Origin of the sequence: Streptomyces soli, assembly GCF_003999195.1 — a bacterium.
Lineage (GTDB): Bacteria > Actinomycetota > Actinomycetes > Streptomycetales > Streptomycetaceae > Actinacidiphila > Actinacidiphila soli.
Genome location: NZ_RJVR01000232.1, coordinates 1 through 16,545 on the forward strand (window position 1 = coordinate 1; position 16,545 = coordinate 16,545).

13 protein-coding genes and 1 pseudogene are annotated in these 16,545 nt (G+C 69.7%); 9 read left to right on the top strand and 5 right to left on the bottom strand.

Annotated features, from left to right (window positions below):
- The 3 genes and pseudogenes from EFK10_RS23040 to rplI all read left to right on the top strand — a co-directional run.
- Nucleotides 1-186 (top strand): annotated as a pseudogene (locus EFK10_RS23040) (single-stranded DNA-binding protein); the annotation flags it as partial.
- Nucleotides 187-231: 45 nt separating this feature from the next.
- Nucleotides 232-468: a 30S ribosomal protein S18 gene (gene rpsR, locus EFK10_RS23045; RefSeq protein ID WP_026250812.1), complete on the top strand. Its 237-nt coding sequence runs from the start codon at nt 232-234 to the stop codon at nt 466-468.
- Between the two features lie 17 nt (nt 469-485).
- Entirely contained in the window at nt 486-935 is a 450-nt protein-coding gene (rplI, locus tag EFK10_RS23050; RefSeq protein ID WP_127357546.1) for a 50S ribosomal protein L9, read from the top strand.
- A 56-nt stretch (nt 936-991) separates the two neighbouring features.
- Here rplI and EFK10_RS23055 read toward each other — a convergent pair whose 3' ends face one another.
- Complete coding sequence (locus EFK10_RS23055; RefSeq protein WP_127357547.1) at nt 992-2,395, bottom strand: MATE family efflux transporter; 1,404 nt, start codon at nt 2,393-2,395, stop codon at nt 992-994.
- Between the two features lie 443 nt (nt 2,396-2,838).
- On the opposite strand from EFK10_RS23055, the gene dnaB reads away from it, so the two are divergent.
- The 3 genes from dnaB (at nt 2,839) to helR (ending at nt 9,543) form a co-directional block, all read left to right on the top strand.
- A complete protein-coding gene (gene dnaB, locus EFK10_RS23060) occupies nt 2,839-5,562 on the top strand; it encodes a replicative DNA helicase (protein ID WP_206305553.1) in 2,724 nt (907 codons plus the stop codon).
- A gap of 416 nt (nt 5,563-5,978) precedes the next feature.
- On the top strand, nt 5,979-7,205 hold the full coding sequence (locus EFK10_RS23065) for a glycosyltransferase (RefSeq protein ID WP_127357549.1): 1,227 nt from the start codon (nt 5,979-5,981) through the stop codon (nt 7,203-7,205).
- A gap of 190 nt (nt 7,206-7,395) precedes the next feature.
- Nucleotides 7,396-9,543: an RNA polymerase recycling motor ATPase HelR gene (gene helR / locus EFK10_RS23070; protein ID WP_127357550.1), complete on the top strand. Its 2,148-nt coding sequence runs from the start codon at nt 7,396-7,398 to the stop codon at nt 9,541-9,543.
- Nucleotides 9,544-10,103: 560 nt separating this feature from the next.
- Here helR and sigJ read toward each other — a convergent pair.
- Nucleotides 10,104-10,988: an RNA polymerase sigma factor SigJ gene (sigJ, locus tag EFK10_RS23075; protein WP_127357551.1), complete on the bottom strand. Its 885-nt coding sequence runs from the start codon at nt 10,986-10,988 to the stop codon at nt 10,104-10,106.
- Nucleotides 10,989-11,062: 74 nt separating this feature from the next.
- Between sigJ and EFK10_RS23080 the strand changes: the two genes are divergently transcribed.
- Nucleotides 11,063-11,521: a carboxymuconolactone decarboxylase family protein gene (locus EFK10_RS23080; RefSeq protein WP_127357552.1), complete on the top strand. Its 459-nt coding sequence runs from the start codon at nt 11,063-11,065 to the stop codon at nt 11,519-11,521.
- 278 nt (nt 11,522-11,799) lie between these two features.
- Here EFK10_RS23080 and EFK10_RS23090 read toward each other — a convergent pair whose 3' ends face one another.
- On the bottom strand, nt 11,800-12,678 hold the full coding sequence (locus EFK10_RS23090; protein WP_127357553.1) for a GNAT family N-acetyltransferase: 879 nt from the start codon (nt 12,676-12,678) through the stop codon (nt 11,800-11,802).
- A 60-nt stretch (nt 12,679-12,738) separates the two neighbouring features.
- On the opposite strand from EFK10_RS23090, the gene EFK10_RS23095 reads away from it, so the two are divergent.
- Nucleotides 12,739-13,389 carry an HAD family hydrolase gene (locus EFK10_RS23095; protein ID WP_127357554.1) on the top strand — a complete coding sequence of 217 codons (651 nt, stop codon included), beginning with the start codon at nt 12,739-12,741 and terminating at the stop codon, nt 13,387-13,389.
- A 191-nt stretch (nt 13,390-13,580) separates the two neighbouring features.
- The gene (locus EFK10_RS23100; protein WP_127357555.1) at nt 13,581-15,020 is read left to right on the top strand and encodes a globin domain-containing protein; all 1,440 of its coding nucleotides are present in this window, start codon (nt 13,581-13,583) and stop codon (nt 15,018-15,020) included.
- Between the two features lie 22 nt (nt 15,021-15,042).
- Here the strand turns inward: EFK10_RS23100 and EFK10_RS23105 are convergent, their stop codons facing one another.
- Nucleotides 15,043-15,552 (bottom strand): NUDIX domain-containing protein, encoded by a 510-nt coding sequence (locus tag EFK10_RS23105; protein WP_127357556.1) that lies wholly within the window; start codon nt 15,550-15,552, stop codon nt 15,043-15,045.
- A gap of 67 nt (nt 15,553-15,619) precedes the next feature.
- Nucleotides 15,620-16,516 carry a LysR family transcriptional regulator gene (locus EFK10_RS23110; RefSeq protein WP_127357557.1) on the bottom strand — a complete coding sequence of 299 codons (897 nt, stop codon included), beginning with the start codon at nt 16,514-16,516 and terminating at the stop codon, nt 15,620-15,622.
- Between the last annotated feature and the right edge of the window lie 29 nt (nt 16,517-16,545).

Sequence of the window (16,545 nt, forward strand, 5' to 3'; positions counted from 1 at the left end):
GGCGGCCAGGGCGGCAGCTGGGGCGGAGGCTCCGGCGGCGGCCAGGGCGGCGCTCCGGCCGACGACCCGTGGGCAACCAGCGCTCCGGCCGGTGGTGGCCAGGGCAGCGGTGGCGGCGGTGGCTGGGGCGGCGGCTCCGGCTCCGGCAACTCCGGCGGCGGCTACTCGGACGAACCGCCCTTCTAGGGGCGGGTCCGTACCAAAACTTCTTGATCATACTGGAGAGAGACCATGGCGAAGCCGCCTGCTCGCAAGCCTAAGAAGAAGGTTTGCGTGTTCTGCAAGGACAAGATCACGTACGTCGACTACAAGGACACGAACCTGCTGCGGAAGTTCATTTCCGACCGCGGCAAGATCCGTGCCCGCCGGGTCACCGGCAACTGCACCCAGCACCAGCGTGACGTCGCCACGGCCGTGAAGAACAGCCGTGAGATGGCGCTGCTGCCCTACACCTCGACCGCTCGCTAAGGGAGGGTGAATCAAGCATGTCGAAGATCATCCTCACCAACGAGGTCAGCGGCCTCGGTGCCGCCGGCGACATCGTCGATGTCAAGCCGGGCTACGCCCGCAACTACCTGATCCCGCGCGGTTTCGCGATCGCGTGGACCAAGGGTGGCGAGAAGGACGTCGAGCAGATCCGCCGTGCGCGCCGGATCCGCGACATCCACACCATCGAGCAGGCCAACAGCGTCAAGGGCCAGCTCGAGGGCGTCAAGGTCAAGCTGGCCACCCGCGCGGGTGACGCCGGCCGCCTGTTCGGTTCGGTGACCCCGGCCGACATCGCCGCTGCCATCAAGGCCGCCGGCGGTCCGGACGTGGACAAGCGCCGCATCGAGATCGGCTCGCCGATCAAGACGCTGGGCTCGCACGGGATCTCGGTCCGTCTGCACCCCGAGGTCGCGGCCTCGGTCGACGTCGAGGTTGTCGCAGCCTGACGCAAGGCAACGCGAAGGGCCCGGAACCGCTGTCGGTTCCGGGCCCTTCGCGTTGCTCAGGCGCGTACGGCCCCCGTCACCAGCCACTTTCCGGAGCGGGCACGCAGCCCCAGGGTGGCCGTACGGGTCAGCATCATCAGCATCAGCGCCCACCACAGGGCCGACAGGCCGCCGCCCAGTGCGGGAACCGCGAAGGCGGCCGGGGTGAAGACGGCGAGGGTGACCAGCATCGACCAGGCGAGGTAGGGGCCGTCCCCGGCGCCCATGAGCACTCCGTCGAGGACGCAGACCACCCCCATCACGGGCTGGGACAGCGCGACGATCAGCAGCACCGGCATCAGCACGTCCCGCACCGCCGGGTCGGAAGTGAACAGCGGCACGATCAGCGGCCTGGCCACGACCACCAGCAGGCCGAGTACGACGCCGGAGGCGATCCCCCACTGCACCATGCGCCGGCAGGCCGCGGCGGCGCCGGCCGGGTCGTCGGCGCCGAGGTAGCGGCCGATGATGGCCTGCCCCGCGATGGCGATGGCGTCCAGGGCGAAGGCCATCAGCGTCCACAGGGTGAAGGCGACCTGGTGGCCGGCGATCGAGACATCGCCGATCCGGGCCGCGACGGCGGTCGCGATCACCAGGATCGCCCGCAGGCAGAGCGTCCGCACCAACAGCGGCCCCCCGGCCCTTGCGCAGGCCCGGATCCCGGCGGCGTCGGGCCGCAGCGACTCCCACCATCCCGGTCGCGCTCCGCCTCGACTCCGCTGCGGGCGGGTGCCGCGCAAGTGCCGCCGGGCACCCCGCACAACCACGGTGAGGTAGACGGCCGCCATGGCGTTCTGGGCGATGACCGTCCCCCAGGCGGAGCCGGCGATGCCGAGGCCGGCGCCGTAGACGAGGGTGAGGTTGAGCCCGGCGTTCGCGGCGAAGCCGGCGACGGCGACGTAGAGCGGCGTACGGGTGTCCTGCAACCCGCGCAGGACACCGGTGGCGGCGAAGACGACCAGCATCGCCGGGATGCCGAGGGAGCTGATCCGCAGATACGTCACCCCGTAGGGCGCCGCTGTCGCGGAGGAGCCGGACAGGTCGATGAGGGCAGGGGCGGCGGGTATGGCTACGGCGACGACGACGGCGCTGATGATCAGGGCGAGCCAGATGCCGTCCATGCCCTGGCGGATCGCGGTGGGCAGGTCGCCGGCGCCGACCCGGCGGGCGACGGCGGCGGTCGTGGCGTAGGCGAGGAAGACGAAGACCCCGACGGCGGTCGCGATGAGGGTCGCGGCGACACCGAGCCCGGCGAGTTGCGGGGTGCCGAGGTGGCCCACGATGGCGCTGTCGGCGAGGAGAAACAACGGCTCGGCGACGAGCGCTCCGAAGGCGGGCAGGGCGAGGGCGATGATCTCCCGGTCGTGACGGCGGGGCGCGCCGCCGGGGGCGGCGCGGAGGTCATCGGGTGCCTGTGTCATTCGCTCAGGGTAATCATCCACATGTAATGACCGCAAGTGCCGACCGTCTATTACCGACGACTGCGTAGCGTGATCTCCTCCGTGCCGTTTGTCAGGATCTTGAGCCTACCGGTGAAGTTTTTCTTGTCCACAGTGCGTGGATGAGGAATTCGCAGGTCAGGCCACTGATCATCGGGTGATTGTGTGCTTGTCCACGTGGCTGTCCCCCGACCTGTGCACAGGTTGGAGGGGCTTCTCCACAGGCGTGGCCTCTTTCATCCACAGGCTTCCCCAGCCCCTGTGGATAACCATCTTGGCTGACGGCGCCCTGCACCCCTACCGTGGACCGTCACCCGACGCGCCGCTGCCCTCCCCACAGGGCTCGACTGTCAGCGCTGTGGCGTAAGAAAGCGTAAGCAACAACAAGCACACAGCGGTCCGCCGCACGGGAGGAGGTGACGGGGGTGAGCCAGCCCGAACCCGCGGACGACCACTGGGGAGAGGAACCCCCCTTCCCCCCGGACAACGGCCCCGGCGACCGCCTCCCCGTCTCCCGCTTCCGCAAGAAGGACGACTCCCGCGACGGCGACAAACGCCGCGACGACGCCTTCGCCGGCGGCTTCGAACGCGTACCTCCGCAGGACCTGGACGCCGAACAGTCCGTCCTCGGCGGCATGCTGCTCTCCAAGGACGCCATCGCCGACGTCGTCGAGGTCCTCAAGGGCGCCGACTTCTACCGCCCCGCCCACGAGACCATCTACGCCGCGGTCCTCGACCTCTACGCCCGAGGCGAGCCCGCCGACCCGATCACCGTCGCCGCCGAACTCACCAAGCGCGGCGAACTCACCAAGGTCGGCGGCCCCCCTTACCTCCACACCCTCGTCAACGCGGTCCCCACCGCCGCCAACGCCGAGTACTACGCCGAGATCGTCCACGAGCGCGCGGTGCTACGGCGGTTGGTCGAGGCCGGCACCCGCATCACCCAGATGGGTTACGCCGCCGACGGCGACGTCGACGAGATCGTCAACTCCGCCCAGGCCGAGATCTATGCCGTCACCGAACAGCGCACCTCCGAGGACTACCTCCCCCTCGGCGACATCATGGAAGGCGCCCTCGACGAGATCGAGGCCATCGGCTCCCGCAGCGGCCAGATGTCCGGCGTCCCGACGGGCTTCACCGACCTGGACTCCCTCACCAACGGCCTCCATCCCGGCCAGATGATCGTCATCGCCGCCCGGCCCGCCATGGGAAAGGCACTGGCTCTGGACACTGTGCTCCCCACTCCTGCCGGGTGGACCACCATGGGCGAGGTCAACGTCGGAGACTTGCTGCTCGCTGCCGACGGGACACCGACCCGGGTGGTCGCCGCCACCGATGTCATGGTCGGGCGTCCCTGTTACGAAGTCACTTTCGACGACGGGACGGCAGTCGTCGCTGACGCGGATCATCAGTGGCTCACCGACACCAGGGCCTCACGGCGGTCGGCTCGGGAAAACAGACCGGATCGGCAGAGAACTCACGCTGCGGTCAGGACGACCAAAGAGATCGCTGCCACGCTGCGTTGTACGAGCCTGGCTGACCAGCGGCTGAACCATACCGTGAAGAATGCGGCCCCTCTTGATCTCCCTCATCAGAAGCTGCCTGTTCCGCCGTACACGCTTGGTGCATGGCTCGGCGATGGCCACAGTGAAGCCGCACGGATCACGTCGGCCGATCCGGAGGTCGTGCAGCGCGTCGAGAACGAGGGTTTCGAGGTCCGGCGCGTGGGCACATCGATCACCTATGCGCTCAGGTTCGCGGTCGAGGAGCCGGAACTTCTGGAACGGTCCTGCGTGGTCTGCGGGAAAGTGTTTGTTCCCAAGCTCGCCCACGTGCGGAGCTGCGGGAAGTCGTGCGGGGGCAGAGCGAGGAGCGTGTCGGCTCCGGTTCCCCATGCCACCTGTGTGGACTGCGGCAAAGTGTGCTTCTCGGCCTTCTCGAAGCCCCGGTGCTCCACCTGCACGAGGAGTTACGGCAGTCTCCGGACGGCGCTTCGTGACTTGGGCGTCCTGGGCGACAAGCACATTCCACAGGAGTACCTGCGCGGTTCCATCGCGCAGCGGAGGGCGTTGCTGGCCGGTCTACTGGACACTGACGGAACGGTCACCAACACCGGTTCGGTTCAGTTCACAGTCACCAATCGGGTCCTGGCGGAAGGATTCCGTGAGCTTCTTGTGGGTCTCGGTTACCGCTGCGGCATGACGACCAAGAGCGTCAAGGGGCGCACCGAGAAATCATCTATCGCGTACATCGTCAATTTCACGACTTCCGATGATGTCTTCGGGCTGGAGCGGAAGCGACGAGTGCACGCCGAGCGGCGACGACCTGGCACTCCCAAGCTGTCGCAGCGCTTCATCACCGATGCGCGAGAGATCGAGAGCGTCCCGGTTCGCTGCGTCCAGGTGGACAATCCGGAACACCTGTACCTGGCCACCCGCTCGATGGTGCCGACCCACAACAGCACGCTGGCCCTGGACTTCGCCCGCGCCTGCTCGATCAACAACGGCATGCCCAGCGTCATCTTCTCGCTCGAAATGGGCCGCAACGAGATCGCGATGCGCCTTCTGTCGGCCGAAGCCCGGGTCGCCCTCCACCACATGCGCTCCGGCAGCATGACGGATGACGACTGGACCCGGCTGGCCCGCCGCATGCCGGACGTCTCGGCGGCGCCGCTCTACATCGACGACTCCCCGAACCTGTCGATGATGGAAATCCGCGCCAAGTGCCGCCGCCTGAAGCAGCGAAACGATTTGCGGCTGGTCGTCATCGACTACCTCCAGCTGATGCAGTCCGGCGGCTCCCGGCGCCCGGAAAGCCGGCAGCAGGAGGTCTCGGACATGTCCCGAAACCTCAAGCTGCTGGCCAAGGAGCTGGAGGTCCCGGTGATCGCGCTGTCCCAGCTGAACCGTGGTCCCGAGCAACGCACCGACAAGAAGCCGATGGTCTCCGACCTCCGCGAGTCGGGCTCGATCGAGCAGGACGCCGATATGGTCATCCTGCTGCACCGCGAGGACGCCTACGAGAAGGAGTCCCCGCGCGCAGGCGAAGCCGACCTGATCGTCGCCAAGCACCGTAACGGCCCCACAGCGACGATCACGGTGGCCTTCCAGGGGCACTACTCCCGCTTCGTGGACATGGCGCAGACGTAAATCGCGGCTGCTGCTGCGGCGGCGGCGGGGAGGGTCCAGTTTTCGGCGTCCAATTCCGGCGAGATCGAGATGTGTCCACTGTCCGGCCAATTGGACAGGAAGGTCCGGAGGTCGAGCTCCAAGGACCAGAGCAGACGGCTGTTGCCGCGGCCTCCTAGAGGGTGGAGAACTTCTCGTTCCGCGGCTGCATCCGTAGGCCCATAGGAGATCCTCCTGGGCCGACGGTACCGCCGTACGCGGCGCGCCGGGTATTTCGCGAGGAGGTTGTCCGTCCACAGCGGACGATAAAGGGGAAAGGAGAGTACCCACTCCTTTCCACTCTTAAGTTATAGCGCACCGGGGGGCTTGCGGCAAGCCCCCTGTCGTGCCGCAGAATCGCCGACCGAGGCCAGATCTACGGAAACGGAAGTCGCGAAATGCGTGTGTTGTTGTCGACGTATGGGTCGCGCGGGGACGTCGAACCACTGGCGGGACTCGCGGTGCGGTTGCGGGCACTCGGCGCGGAGGTGCGGATGTGCGCGCCGCCGGACAAGGAGTTCGCTGAGCTGCTGGCCGGTGTCGGAGTGCCGCTGGTGCCGGTCGGCCCGCCGATGGGCTCGATGGTGCGACCGTCGTCGGCGGCGGACGCGTCCCGGCGCGTGTCCGAGCTGGCCGCGCAGTTCGACCCCGTCGCCGCGGTAGCCGAGGGATGTGACGCCCTCTTGGCGACCGGGTTGGCGCATTTCGCCTCGCGGTCGGTGGCCGAGAAGCTGGGCATCCCTTACGTGTACGCGACCTTCTGCCCGTTCATTCTGCCGTCGCCGCACCACGCGCCGCCGGCGGGGCTGCTGCCGGGCCAGCCGGTCCCACCGGAGGTGACCGACAACCGGGTGCTGTGGGACCTGAACGCCCAGAGCTTCAACGCGCTGCACGGCGCGGCGCTCAACACCCACCGGGCCTCGATCGGTCTGCCACCGGTGGACGACGTCCGCAACTTCATCCTCACCGACCACCCGTGGCTGGCGGCGGACCCGACCCTGGGCCCGTGGCAGGAGACCTCGGACCTCGACGTCGTGCACACCGGTGCGTGGATCCTGCCGGACGAACGCCCGCTCCCGGCCGAGTTGGTGGCGTTCCTGGACGCCGGCGCACCACCGGTGTATGTCGGCTTCGGCAGCATGCGCCTTGTCTCGGAGGACATCGCCCGGGTGGCCATCGAGGCGATCCGCGCGCAGGGCCGCCGCGCACTCGTCGCGCGCGGCTGGGCGGACCTGGCCCTGATCGACGACCGGGACGACTGCTTCGTCGTCGGCGAGGTCAACCAGCAGGCACTGTTCGGCCGGGTGGCCGCCGTCGTGCACCACGGCGGCGCGGGCACGACGACGACGGCCACCCGGGCCGGCGCGCCCCAGGTGGTGGTACCCCAGGCGGCGGACCAGCCGTACTGGGCCGGCCGGGTGGCCGACCTGGGCATCGGCACGGCACACGGCGGTCCGACTCCGACCACCGAGTCCCTGTCAGCCGCACTCAGCACGGCTCTGACCCCCGAGACCCGCGCACGAGCGACCGCCGTTGCCGGCACGATCCGCACCGACGGGGCGACGGTGGCCGCAACGCTGCTGCTCGGCGCGGTCAGCCGAGAAAGGCCGCCCGTGTCCGCGTGAACCACGCGGGTTCATCGAGCCAGGACCCAGAACACTAGAACCTACAAACCCTGGCGACCTGAACCGACAACGGCCACGGGGTCCACGTCAGGCGGAGCGTTGCTCGTCATGGCCACCAGGTTCGTCACGCCGGTCCAGACGCCTTGCTGCGCGCAATGGTTGCAAGCGACCTCAGATCGGAGCTGATGACATGAACCCCCTGACTACCAGCGCGTTTGACCTTCCCGACCGCCTCTCCCCCAAGGCCGACCCGACGCTGATCGACGGCGACGAGCAGCACTTCGCGGCCATCGCGGAGAGCCTCGAGCAGGCGATCGCCGAACTGTCCGACCGCCTCGATGCCGAGCGCATGGCGCCCGGCGGCATTGGCCGGGAGGCGATGGACCGGGACATGGAGATCCACCGGCTGACCGGTCGCCTGCGCGCCTTGCGTCGCTTCGGTTTGGACCTGTGCCTCGGACACATCGTCAGCACAGACAACCCCGAGCCCGTGTACGTCGGACGATTTGGCCTCACCGACAGCGCGGGTCGTCGGCTGCTGCTCGACTGGCGCTCCCCTGCGGCTGAGCCGTTCTTCGCAGCGACCCACGCCAACCCGATGGGTCTGGCAAGCCGCCGCAGGTATCGCTGGACCCGCGGCCGGATCAGCGACTACTGGGACGAAGTGTTCACCGCTGACGGGCTTGAAGGGCACGCCGCGCTCGACGACCAGTCCGCCTTCATCGCCAGCCTGGGCAGCAACCGGTCGACCCGGATGCGAGACGTGCTCGCCACCATCCAGGCCGACCAGGACGCCATCATCCGCGCGGGATCCCGCGGCGCTCTCGTCGTCGACGGCGGTCCGGGTACGGGGAAGACCGTCGTCGCTCTGCACCGCTCCGCCTATCTCCTCTACTCCGACCCTCGCCTCGGTCACCGTCGGGGCGGCGTGCTGTTCGTCGGTCCGCACCAGCCCTACCTGGCCTACGTCGCCGATGTCCTGCCCAGCCTCGGAGAGGAGGGCGTGCAGACCTGCACCCTGCGGGACCTCGTCGCCGAGGGAGCCGGAGCAGCGATCGAGACCGACCCGAGCGTGGCCCTTCTGAAGTCGTCCGCGGACCTGGTGAAGGCGATCGAGCCGGCCGTCAGTATCTACGAGGAGCCGCCCACCGAGGGGATGACGGTCTCGAGCCACTGGTCCGACATCTGGCTGAGCGCCGGCGATTGGGCGGCGGCGTTCGAAGCAGTGGAACCAGGTACTCCGCACAACGAGGCGCGCGACCAGATCCGGGAGGAACTGCTCACGATCCTGATGGACAAGGACGACAGTGACGCCCCGCCCGACCTGCTTAGGAGGTCGCTGCTGCAGGACCGAGAGCTGATCAGGACCCTCAACCGCGCGTGGCCGATGCTCGAAGCGACTGACCTCGTCGGAGATCTGTGGTCGGTACCCGCCTACCTGCGCAAGTGCGCTCCCTGGCTCAGCACCGATGACGTTCGGAAGCTGCAGCGCGAGGACGCCCAGGCCTGGACAGTGTCCGACCTGCCGCTCCTGGACGCGGCACGGCAACGGCTCGGCGACCCGGAGGCGTCACGACGCAAGCGTCGGCACGACGCCTCTGTCGCCGCCGAACGTGCGCGCAGGGCCGACGTCATCGACGGCCTGCTGGAGGCCGATGACGACGGTGAAGGTGCGGTGACGATGCTGCGCGGACAGGACCTGCAGGACAGCCTGATCGACGAGAGCGCACTGCCCGGCATCGACCCGGAACCTCTCGCCGGCCCGTTCGCGCACATCATCGTGGACGAGGCTCAGGAACTGACCGACGCAGAGTGGCACATGCTGCTGCTCCGCTGCCCGTCCCGGAGCTTCACCATTGTCGGGGACCGCGCCCAGGCCAGGCACGGGTTCACAGAGTCGTGGCAGGAACGGCTCGAGCGGGTCGGGCTCGACCGGATCAACGTGGCCTCCCTGAGCATCAACTACCGGACGCCGGAAGAGGTCATGGCGGAAGCCGAGCTGGTCATCCGGGCCGTGCTCTCGGACGCCAATGTGCCGACCTCCATCCGCAGCAGCGACGTCCCCGTCGTACACGGATCTGTTTCGGATCTGGGCTCGATCCTCGACACCTGGCTCGCCGCGCATGCCGACGGGATCGCCTGCGTCATCGGTGATCCCGCGTTCCGGGCGACGTCCCGCGTCCGGTCGCTGACCCCGGAGATGTCGAAGGGGCTCGAGTTCGACCTGGTCGTCCTCATCGACCCAGAGGCGTTCGGCAAGGGTATCGAAGGAGCGGTCGACCGCTATGTCGCGATGACCCGAGCGACCCAGCAACTCGTCATCCTCACGAGCACCTGACGTCCACGGCCGCCGGGTGGCGACCGGGTCCAGCGCGCCGCCGGCGCAGTAGAACGGCACCGCGGCGTTGTCGCGCCGACTGTCCTCCTTGGACTGGTGCGCCTGCGCGGCCGCGTCCCCCCGCCCGTATCCGGCGTCCGCCGCACCACCCGCCCAGATCCGTTCGAAGGCGGCGAAGGCGTCGGGGAACCACGGTTCCGCACGCCTTCGTTCGGCCACCTCACGCCGGTCCTGATCGGTGACCTCCACTCCGGCGACCTTCGGACTGGGGGTTACCAGCGCAAGCCGGTTGATGTGCTCCGGATGCCGGGCGGCGTACAGGACTCTGCTGGCGACGCCTCAAACGAGCCCAATCATGATCGTGTTATGAGCTCTACGAGGAATGGCGAAGCGCCCAGGAAGCCGGCGGTCTCGCCGGTCGGGCACGCTGAGCCCAGGCTTCGAAGACCTCAATGGCCACGGAATTGGGACGGAACCAGTGGCCAACAGGTCCGGACGTTTCAGACTGACCTGGTCAGGCGGTCGTCTGAGGACACGAAAAGCTGGACCCTACGGGGGGATCAGTCGTCGAGGATGGTCAGGTCGATCCGGCTGAGGCGGGCGGGGTCGGCGAGGATGTCGATCTCGATGATCCTGCCGTTGGTGACGGTGAAGCCCATGACCGCGAAAGCCTGCCCGTTCGGGATGGTGATGAGGCCGGGGGTTCCGTTGACCAGCGCGGGCCGGGCGTACGGGGTGTAGCTGGAGAAGGTGAGCGCCTGCTCGACGACGGCCCGTGCGCCGCGAACGAGCTTGGACAGGCCCTGGGACAGGACACCGCCGTCGGCGCGCAGCACGACGTCCGGGTCGAGCACCGCGAGCAGCGCGTCGAAGTCCCCGCCCCGTGAGGCGGCGAGGAAGGCGTTGACGACCTCCCGTTGACGTGAGAGGTCGGCGTCGGGGACCGGGGCGTTTCCCTGTACGCGACGCCGGGCGCGGCTGGCGAGTTGGCGGGTGGCGGCCGGGCTGCGGTCGACGACGGGGGCGATCTCGTCGAAGGGCACGGCGAACATGTCGTGCAGAACGAAGGCGAGCCGCTCGGCGGGGGCCAGCGTCTCCAGCACCACGAGGAGGGCGAGGCCGACGGAGTCGGCCAGCAGTGCTTCGTGCTCGGGGTCGACCCGGTCGGCGTGGCTCACGATCGGCTCCGGCACATGTACGTCCCAGGGCTCCTCGCGACGGGCGCGGCGCGAGCGGAGCGTGTCCAGGCATACCCGTCCGACGACCGTCGTGAGCCATCCGGCGAGGTTTTCCACGTCGCTGGTGTCGGAGCGGCTGAGCCGGAGCCATGCCTCCTGCACGGCGTCGTCGGCCTCGCTGAGCGAGCCGAGCATCCGGTAGGCCACCGCCCGCAGGTGGGTGCGGTTCTCCTCGAAGCGCTCTGTCAGAAATTCGTGTGTGTCCATCGGTCACATTCTTCCGTCGCGTTCCGTCAGAGCTATGACGAGCAGAACCCGGTGGATGTGACAGGAGAACAGTCATGCAAGCACGTATGAAGAACCCGGCCGTGGTCATCCCTGAGGCCATGGAGCCCATCCTGGCCATCCTCAAGGCCGCGAAGAACGGGGGTGTGCCGGAGGCGACCCTGGAGCTGGTCCATCTGCGCGCGAGCCAGATCAACGGCTGCGGCTTCTGTGTCGACCTGGGCGCGCGCAGCGCCAGGAAGGCCGGGGAGACCGAGGAGCGGCTGTTCGCGGTGGCCGCCTGGCGGGAGGCGCCCTACTTCACCGACGACGAGCGGGCCGCGCTGGCGCTCGCCGAGGCGGCCACCCGGCTGGCCGACCGGGCCGATCCGGTGCCGGACGAGGTCTGGGACGAGGCCGCCGACCATTACGACGAGCAGCAGCTCGCGGCCCTGCTTCTGTGGATCGGCGTGACCAACCTCTTCAACCGGCTCAACGCCACCACCAAGCAGGTCGCGGGCGCGGTGACCTGGTAGCCGGGGCTCAGTCGCGACCGGGAGCGGGGCCGGAAGCGGGGGCGGGGGCGCTGGGGGTGTCCTCCGCCCACCGGTCGGCCCACCGCGACAGCCCGCCCAGCGCTTCCACCGCCTCGCGGCCGAGCGCGGTCAGCCGGCAGCGGCGAGCAGCTGCTCGACCTCATCACCCTCTGCGGCTGGTACCACGCCATCGCCTTCCTGGCCCGCGCCACCCGCCTCCCGCCCGAGCCCGGCGCCCCGCGCTTCACCGACCGCACCGACCGCACCGACCGCACCGACTAGCCGAGGGCGACCATGAGCGGGGTGTGGCGGCGGCGGTCGTCGCCGGGGAGGTCGCGATCGCCCAGCACCATGAGGGTGTTGGGGAAGCCGGGCAGCACTCCCTGGGCGGCGGCCCAGAGGTGGAGGCCGTCGGTCTCGGCCAGGCGGTCGGTGCGCAGGTCGAGGCGTACGGCGGTGTCGGGACCGGCGTTGCGGGCGAGGGCGGCGATCAACTGGCGGGCAGTGTCAGGGGTGTCGGCGATGACGGGGCCGATGACGAGGGTGTCGATGTTCCGCCAGGCGGCGGCGTAGCCGGTGATCCTGCCGTCGGGTGACCCGGACTCGGCGAGGACGGTGTGTTCCGCGAAGTGGGGGAGCCGGCGCAGCAGCGGCGCGCGGTCGGCGCCGAAGACCTCGGCGTCGAGAGTGAGGAGGGCGGGCAGGTCGGCCTCGGTGGCCGGGCGGACCGTCCCCGTCCCGGAGGGGTGGTCGGCGGTGGGCGTGAAGCGGCCGACGTGTGTGATGACAGTGCCGATCGGGCGGAATCCGAGCTTCTCGTACAGGGGGCGCCCCCGGTCGGTGGCGTGGAGGGTGACGGTGGCGTCGCCGGCCTGGTCGATGGCATGCGTCATGAGGTGGCGGCCGAAGCCCCGGCCTTCGTAACGGGCCGCGACCAGGACCATGCTGACGGCGGCAAGCGTGCTGCCGTAGCGGGTGAGGATGGTGGTGCCGGCCAGGCCGTCGCCGTCCGGGGCGTCAATGCCGTAGACCTCGCCATGGGTGAAGAGGAAGCGCCACTTGTGCTCCTCGGCGCCCCAGTCGCGGTTGACGGCGAGCTTGAGGCAGCCGGCCAGGTCGTCGGCGACGGTCAGGCGGCGGAGGGGCGGTTTCGTCATAAAGGCAGAATGCCCGGGTGGGGATGTGGCGGGCATCCGGATTTCGGGAGGGGCACGGGCGTGGCACGGCTGCACATATTCGACATGGACGGGACGCTGATGCGGGGGTCGTCGGCAAGCATGGAGATCGCCCGGGAGATCGGCCTGGTCGAGGAGTTCCGGGAGCTGGAGGCGGCGCTGGGGCGGGGCGTGATCGACCCGCCGGGGTATGCGGAGCGCGCGTACGAGCTGTGGGCGGCGCTGACCGAGGTGCAGCTGACGGCGGCCTTCGAGGGCTCGCCGTGGCTGGCCGGCATACGCGAGGTTTGGGCGGACATCACGGCGCGCGGGGAGTACTGCGCGGTGGTGTCGCTGTCGCCGGAGTTCTTCGTACGGCGGCTGCGCGCCTGGGGCGCGCACGAGGCGCGGGCGTCGCTCTTCCCGGAGGTACCGTTCCCGACGGGGGCGGTGCTGGATCTGGCGGGGATCATGCTGCCGGAGACCAAGGTGACGGTCGCCGACGAGCTGTGCGCCCGTTACGGGGTCGGGCGGGCGGACTGCATGGCGTACGGGGACTCGCTGTCGGACACGGCGCTCTTCGCGGCGGTGCCGGTGTCGGTGGCGGTCAACGGCGACCATTATGTGAGTGATTTGGCCACATTTGCCTACACCGGTGATGATCTCCGGGAAGCGTATGAAATGACGCGTGGCGTGGATCACGAGAAGCTGTGAGGCCTTGTGGAGTCGGCGGCTCCGGGTAGGGTCGACTGCGTTCTGCGCGGAGAGAAGCCGCGAGCGCGACAGCCTAGCGCCGCTGGTATCCCCCTTTCCCGTACTTCCGGCACTTTGTCCGGTGCGGCTGATTCTCCGTGGCAGGCTTACCCGGCAGGACTTGCGGCCGACGTACGGAAACGAAGCTGACCATGGACGCTGTGACCACCAACTCGGCCGAACCTGACAGCTCGGGCTGGTTCACGCCCCGTAAGCCCGTCCGCCCCGAGCAGCCGGGCGCGGAGCCGCCTGCCCAGGCGCCGGGGCAGACCCCCACCCCCGGGCAGAGGCCTGGGCAAGCCCCTGGGCAGACCCGAATACCGATACGCCCGGTGGGCAGCAGCACGTCCCGTATGCCGCCCCCGCCCCGGCCCGCGCCCCCCGAGAAGCCCGCCGAGCGGGTGCCTGAGCCGCGTCCCGGCACCGCGGAGGCCCCGGAGCCCCTTGGGCCCCCGGCGGCCCCGAACGCGCCCGAGCAGCCCGAGCCGTCCCCGGACGCGGTGCTGATCCGCCGCACCATGGCCGAGGTCGGCCCGGTCGCCGACAAGACGACGTCGTACTTCTACGCCCTGCTCTTCATCCGGCACCCGGAGCTGCGCGAGCTGTTCCCGCCCGCCATGGACGCCCAGCGGGACCGGCTGCTGAAGGCCCTGCTGACCGCCGCCGAGCACATCGACAACGCCGGGGTGCTGACCGAGTACCTGGCCAACCTGGGCCGGGGACACCGCAAGTACGGTACCCGGCCCGAGCACTACCCGGCCGTCGGTGAGTGCCTGATCGGCGCGCTCACCCGCTACGCGTCGGCGATCTGGAACCCGGAGGTCGAGGCCGCCTGGGTGCGCGCTTACACCGCGATCTCGCAGATCATGATCGACGCGGCGGCGAAGGACGAGCGGCACTCGCCGCCCTGGTGGCAGGCGGAAATCGTCTCGCACGAGCGCCGCACCTCCGACATAGCGGTGGTGACGGTCCGCGCCGACCGGCCGTATCCCTTTCTCGCCGGCCAGTACACGGCCCTGGAGACCCCCTGGTGGCCGCGTGTGTGGCGGCACTACTCGTTCTCATCCGCCCCCCGTCCCGACGGACTGCTGTCCTTCCACGTCAAGGCCATCCCGGCCGGCTGGGTGAGCACCGCGCTGGTGCGCCGCGCCCGGCCGGGCGATGTCATCCGGCTCGGTCCTCCGGCCGGTTCCATGATTGTGGATCACAGCACTGACAACGGGCTGCTGTGCCTGGGCGGCGGCACCGGCATCGCCCCCATCAAGGCGCTGGTCGAGGATGTCGCCGAGCACGGCCGCAAGCGCCCGGTCGAGGTCTACTACGGCGCCCGCAGCGACCACGACCTGTACGACCTGGACACGATGCTGCGCCTCCAGGGCAAGCATTCTTCCTGGCTGTCGGTGCGGGCCGTGGTGGACGGCCCGCTGCCGGAGGTCGTGGGGCGGTTCGGGCCGTGGCATGAGTACGACGCGTATCTGAGCGGGCCGCCCGGCATGATCCGCAGCGGCGTCGACACCCTCGTACGCAGCGGTATCCCCTCGCGGCGGATCCGGCACGACCGGGTCGAGGAACTGGTCGCGGCAGGCGACTAGGGACTGGGGACAAGCCCCGTCGTCAGCCCAGGTCGGGCGAGAGCAGCCCCAGGACGCCCTCGATGTTCGCGTCCAGGTAGTGCCGCAGGGTCAGCGGAACGATCTCGACGGAGGCCAGCCCGACCCGGCTGAAGGGCACGCGTACCACGTCGTACTCGCCGGTCGGCTCCTCGACCTCGGGGCCGTGCCGCCGGCCGGGGTCCATCGACTCCAGGCGGCAGACGAAGAAGTGCTGCACCTTGACGCCGTGCGAGCCGTCCTCCGCGATGTGCTCGATCGTGTCGACGAAGGCCGGGACGACGTCGGTGGCCTTGGCGCCCAGCTCCTCGTCCAGCTCGCGGTGGAGGGCGTCGACGATCGTGGCGTCCTCGGGGTCCACACCGCCGCCGGGCGTGACCCAGTACGGCGAGAGTCCGGGCTTGGTGCGCTTGATGAGGACCAGGGAATCACCGTCGAGCAGGATGGCGCGGGCGGTGCGTTTGACCACGGGCCGGGTGGCCCCGGTGGCCGGTGCTTCGATGTCCGGGGGCATGCCTGAGATCTGCCGCGGCACGGGTGGCGGCAAACGCCTCTGGGGCGGCAAATCCGGAACGTACGGTTCACCAGGCGCCGGCGGCGCGCAGCAGGCGGTCGTGCGCCCGCGCGATGTTCGGCAGCGCCAGCGTCCCGGCGCGCACTGACAGGAAGTACGTGCGCAGTGGCGGCAGCGGCGGGTCCAGCAGCGCGTTGACCTGGCCGCGGGTCATGGCCTCGCTGCACAGATAGCGCGGTAGGACCGCCATGCCGACCCCGGCGATCACGCACTCCAGGACCGCCCGCAGGTCGGGCACGACGACCGCGGGGACGTGCGAGGTCCGGGCGTCGAAGACCGCCGACCAGTAATGGGTCAGCAGCGGCAGCGACTCGTCGTACGAGATGACCGGGACGTCGTCCAGGGCCGAAGGCCCCTGCGTACGGACCGCGATGGGGCCGCCGATGCGCTCCAGCCAGGCCGGCGAGGCGATCAGCACCTGCTCCTCGTCCCACAGCGGGGTGGCGGCGAGCAGCCGGTCGCGCGGCTGCACGGTGCCGATGGCCAGATCGTGGTGGCCGGCGGCAAGGCCGGCCAGCGCCTCTTCCTCGCGGCTGATGGTGACCCGCAGCTCCAGGCCGTCGCTGGCCAGCGGCGCGAGGGCGGGGAGGGCGCGCAGCGAGGTGAAGGTGGACGGGCCCACGAGGTGCAGGGTCCGGCTGGCGGACTCGTCGTCGAGTTCGTGCTCGGCGATCTCGAGGAGCGCGTCGAGGTGCGGGGCGATCTTGTGGGCGAGTTCGTCGCCGATGGTCGTCGGTGCCACCCCGCGCGGCAGGCGGTGGAACAGCGGACGGCCGACCTGGCGTTCAAGACTTCGTATCTGGCCGGTGACCGCCGGCTGGGACAGGCCGAGCAGCTGGGCGGCCCGGGTGAAGGAGCCGGCTCGGTGCACCGTGACGAACGTGCGCAGCAGAGCCAGGTCCATCGGGCGCCCCCTTGTTGTGGAGTCCACGA

What these genes read in the sequence shown, in the direction of transcription:
- helR (WP_127357550.1), top strand. Translation starts at nt 7,396, where the DNA reads ATGAACCCCCTGACTACCAGCGCGTTTGACCTTCCCGACCGCCTCTCC.
- EFK10_RS23065 (WP_127357549.1), top strand. Translation starts at nt 5,979, where the DNA reads ATGCGTGTGTTGTTGTCGACGTATGGGTCGCGCGGGGACGTCGAACCA.
- EFK10_RS23080 (WP_127357552.1), top strand. Translation starts at nt 11,063, where the DNA reads ATGCAAGCACGTATGAAGAACCCGGCCGTGGTCATCCCTGAGGCCATG.
- EFK10_RS23090 (WP_127357553.1), bottom strand. Translation starts at nt 12,678, where the DNA reads ATGACGAAACCGCCCCTCCGCCGCCTGACCGTCGCCGACGACCTGGCC.
- EFK10_RS23110 (WP_127357557.1), bottom strand. Translation starts at nt 16,516, where the DNA reads ATGGACCTGGCTCTGCTGCGCACGTTCGTCACGGTGCACCGAGCCGGC.
- EFK10_RS23100 (WP_127357555.1), top strand. Translation starts at nt 13,581, where the DNA reads ATGGACGCTGTGACCACCAACTCGGCCGAACCTGACAGCTCGGGCTGG.
- sigJ (WP_127357551.1), bottom strand. Translation starts at nt 10,988, where the DNA reads ATGGACACACACGAATTTCTGACAGAGCGCTTCGAGGAGAACCGCACC.
- rpsR (WP_026250812.1), top strand. Translation starts at nt 232, where the DNA reads ATGGCGAAGCCGCCTGCTCGCAAGCCTAAGAAGAAGGTTTGCGTGTTC.
- EFK10_RS23105 (WP_127357556.1), bottom strand. Translation starts at nt 15,552, where the DNA reads ATGCCCCCGGACATCGAAGCACCGGCCACCGGGGCCACCCGGCCCGTG.
- EFK10_RS23055 (WP_127357547.1), bottom strand. Translation starts at nt 2,395, where the DNA reads ATGACACAGGCACCCGATGACCTCCGCGCCGCCCCCGGCGGCGCGCCC.
- rplI (WP_127357546.1), top strand. Translation starts at nt 486, where the DNA reads ATGTCGAAGATCATCCTCACCAACGAGGTCAGCGGCCTCGGTGCCGCC.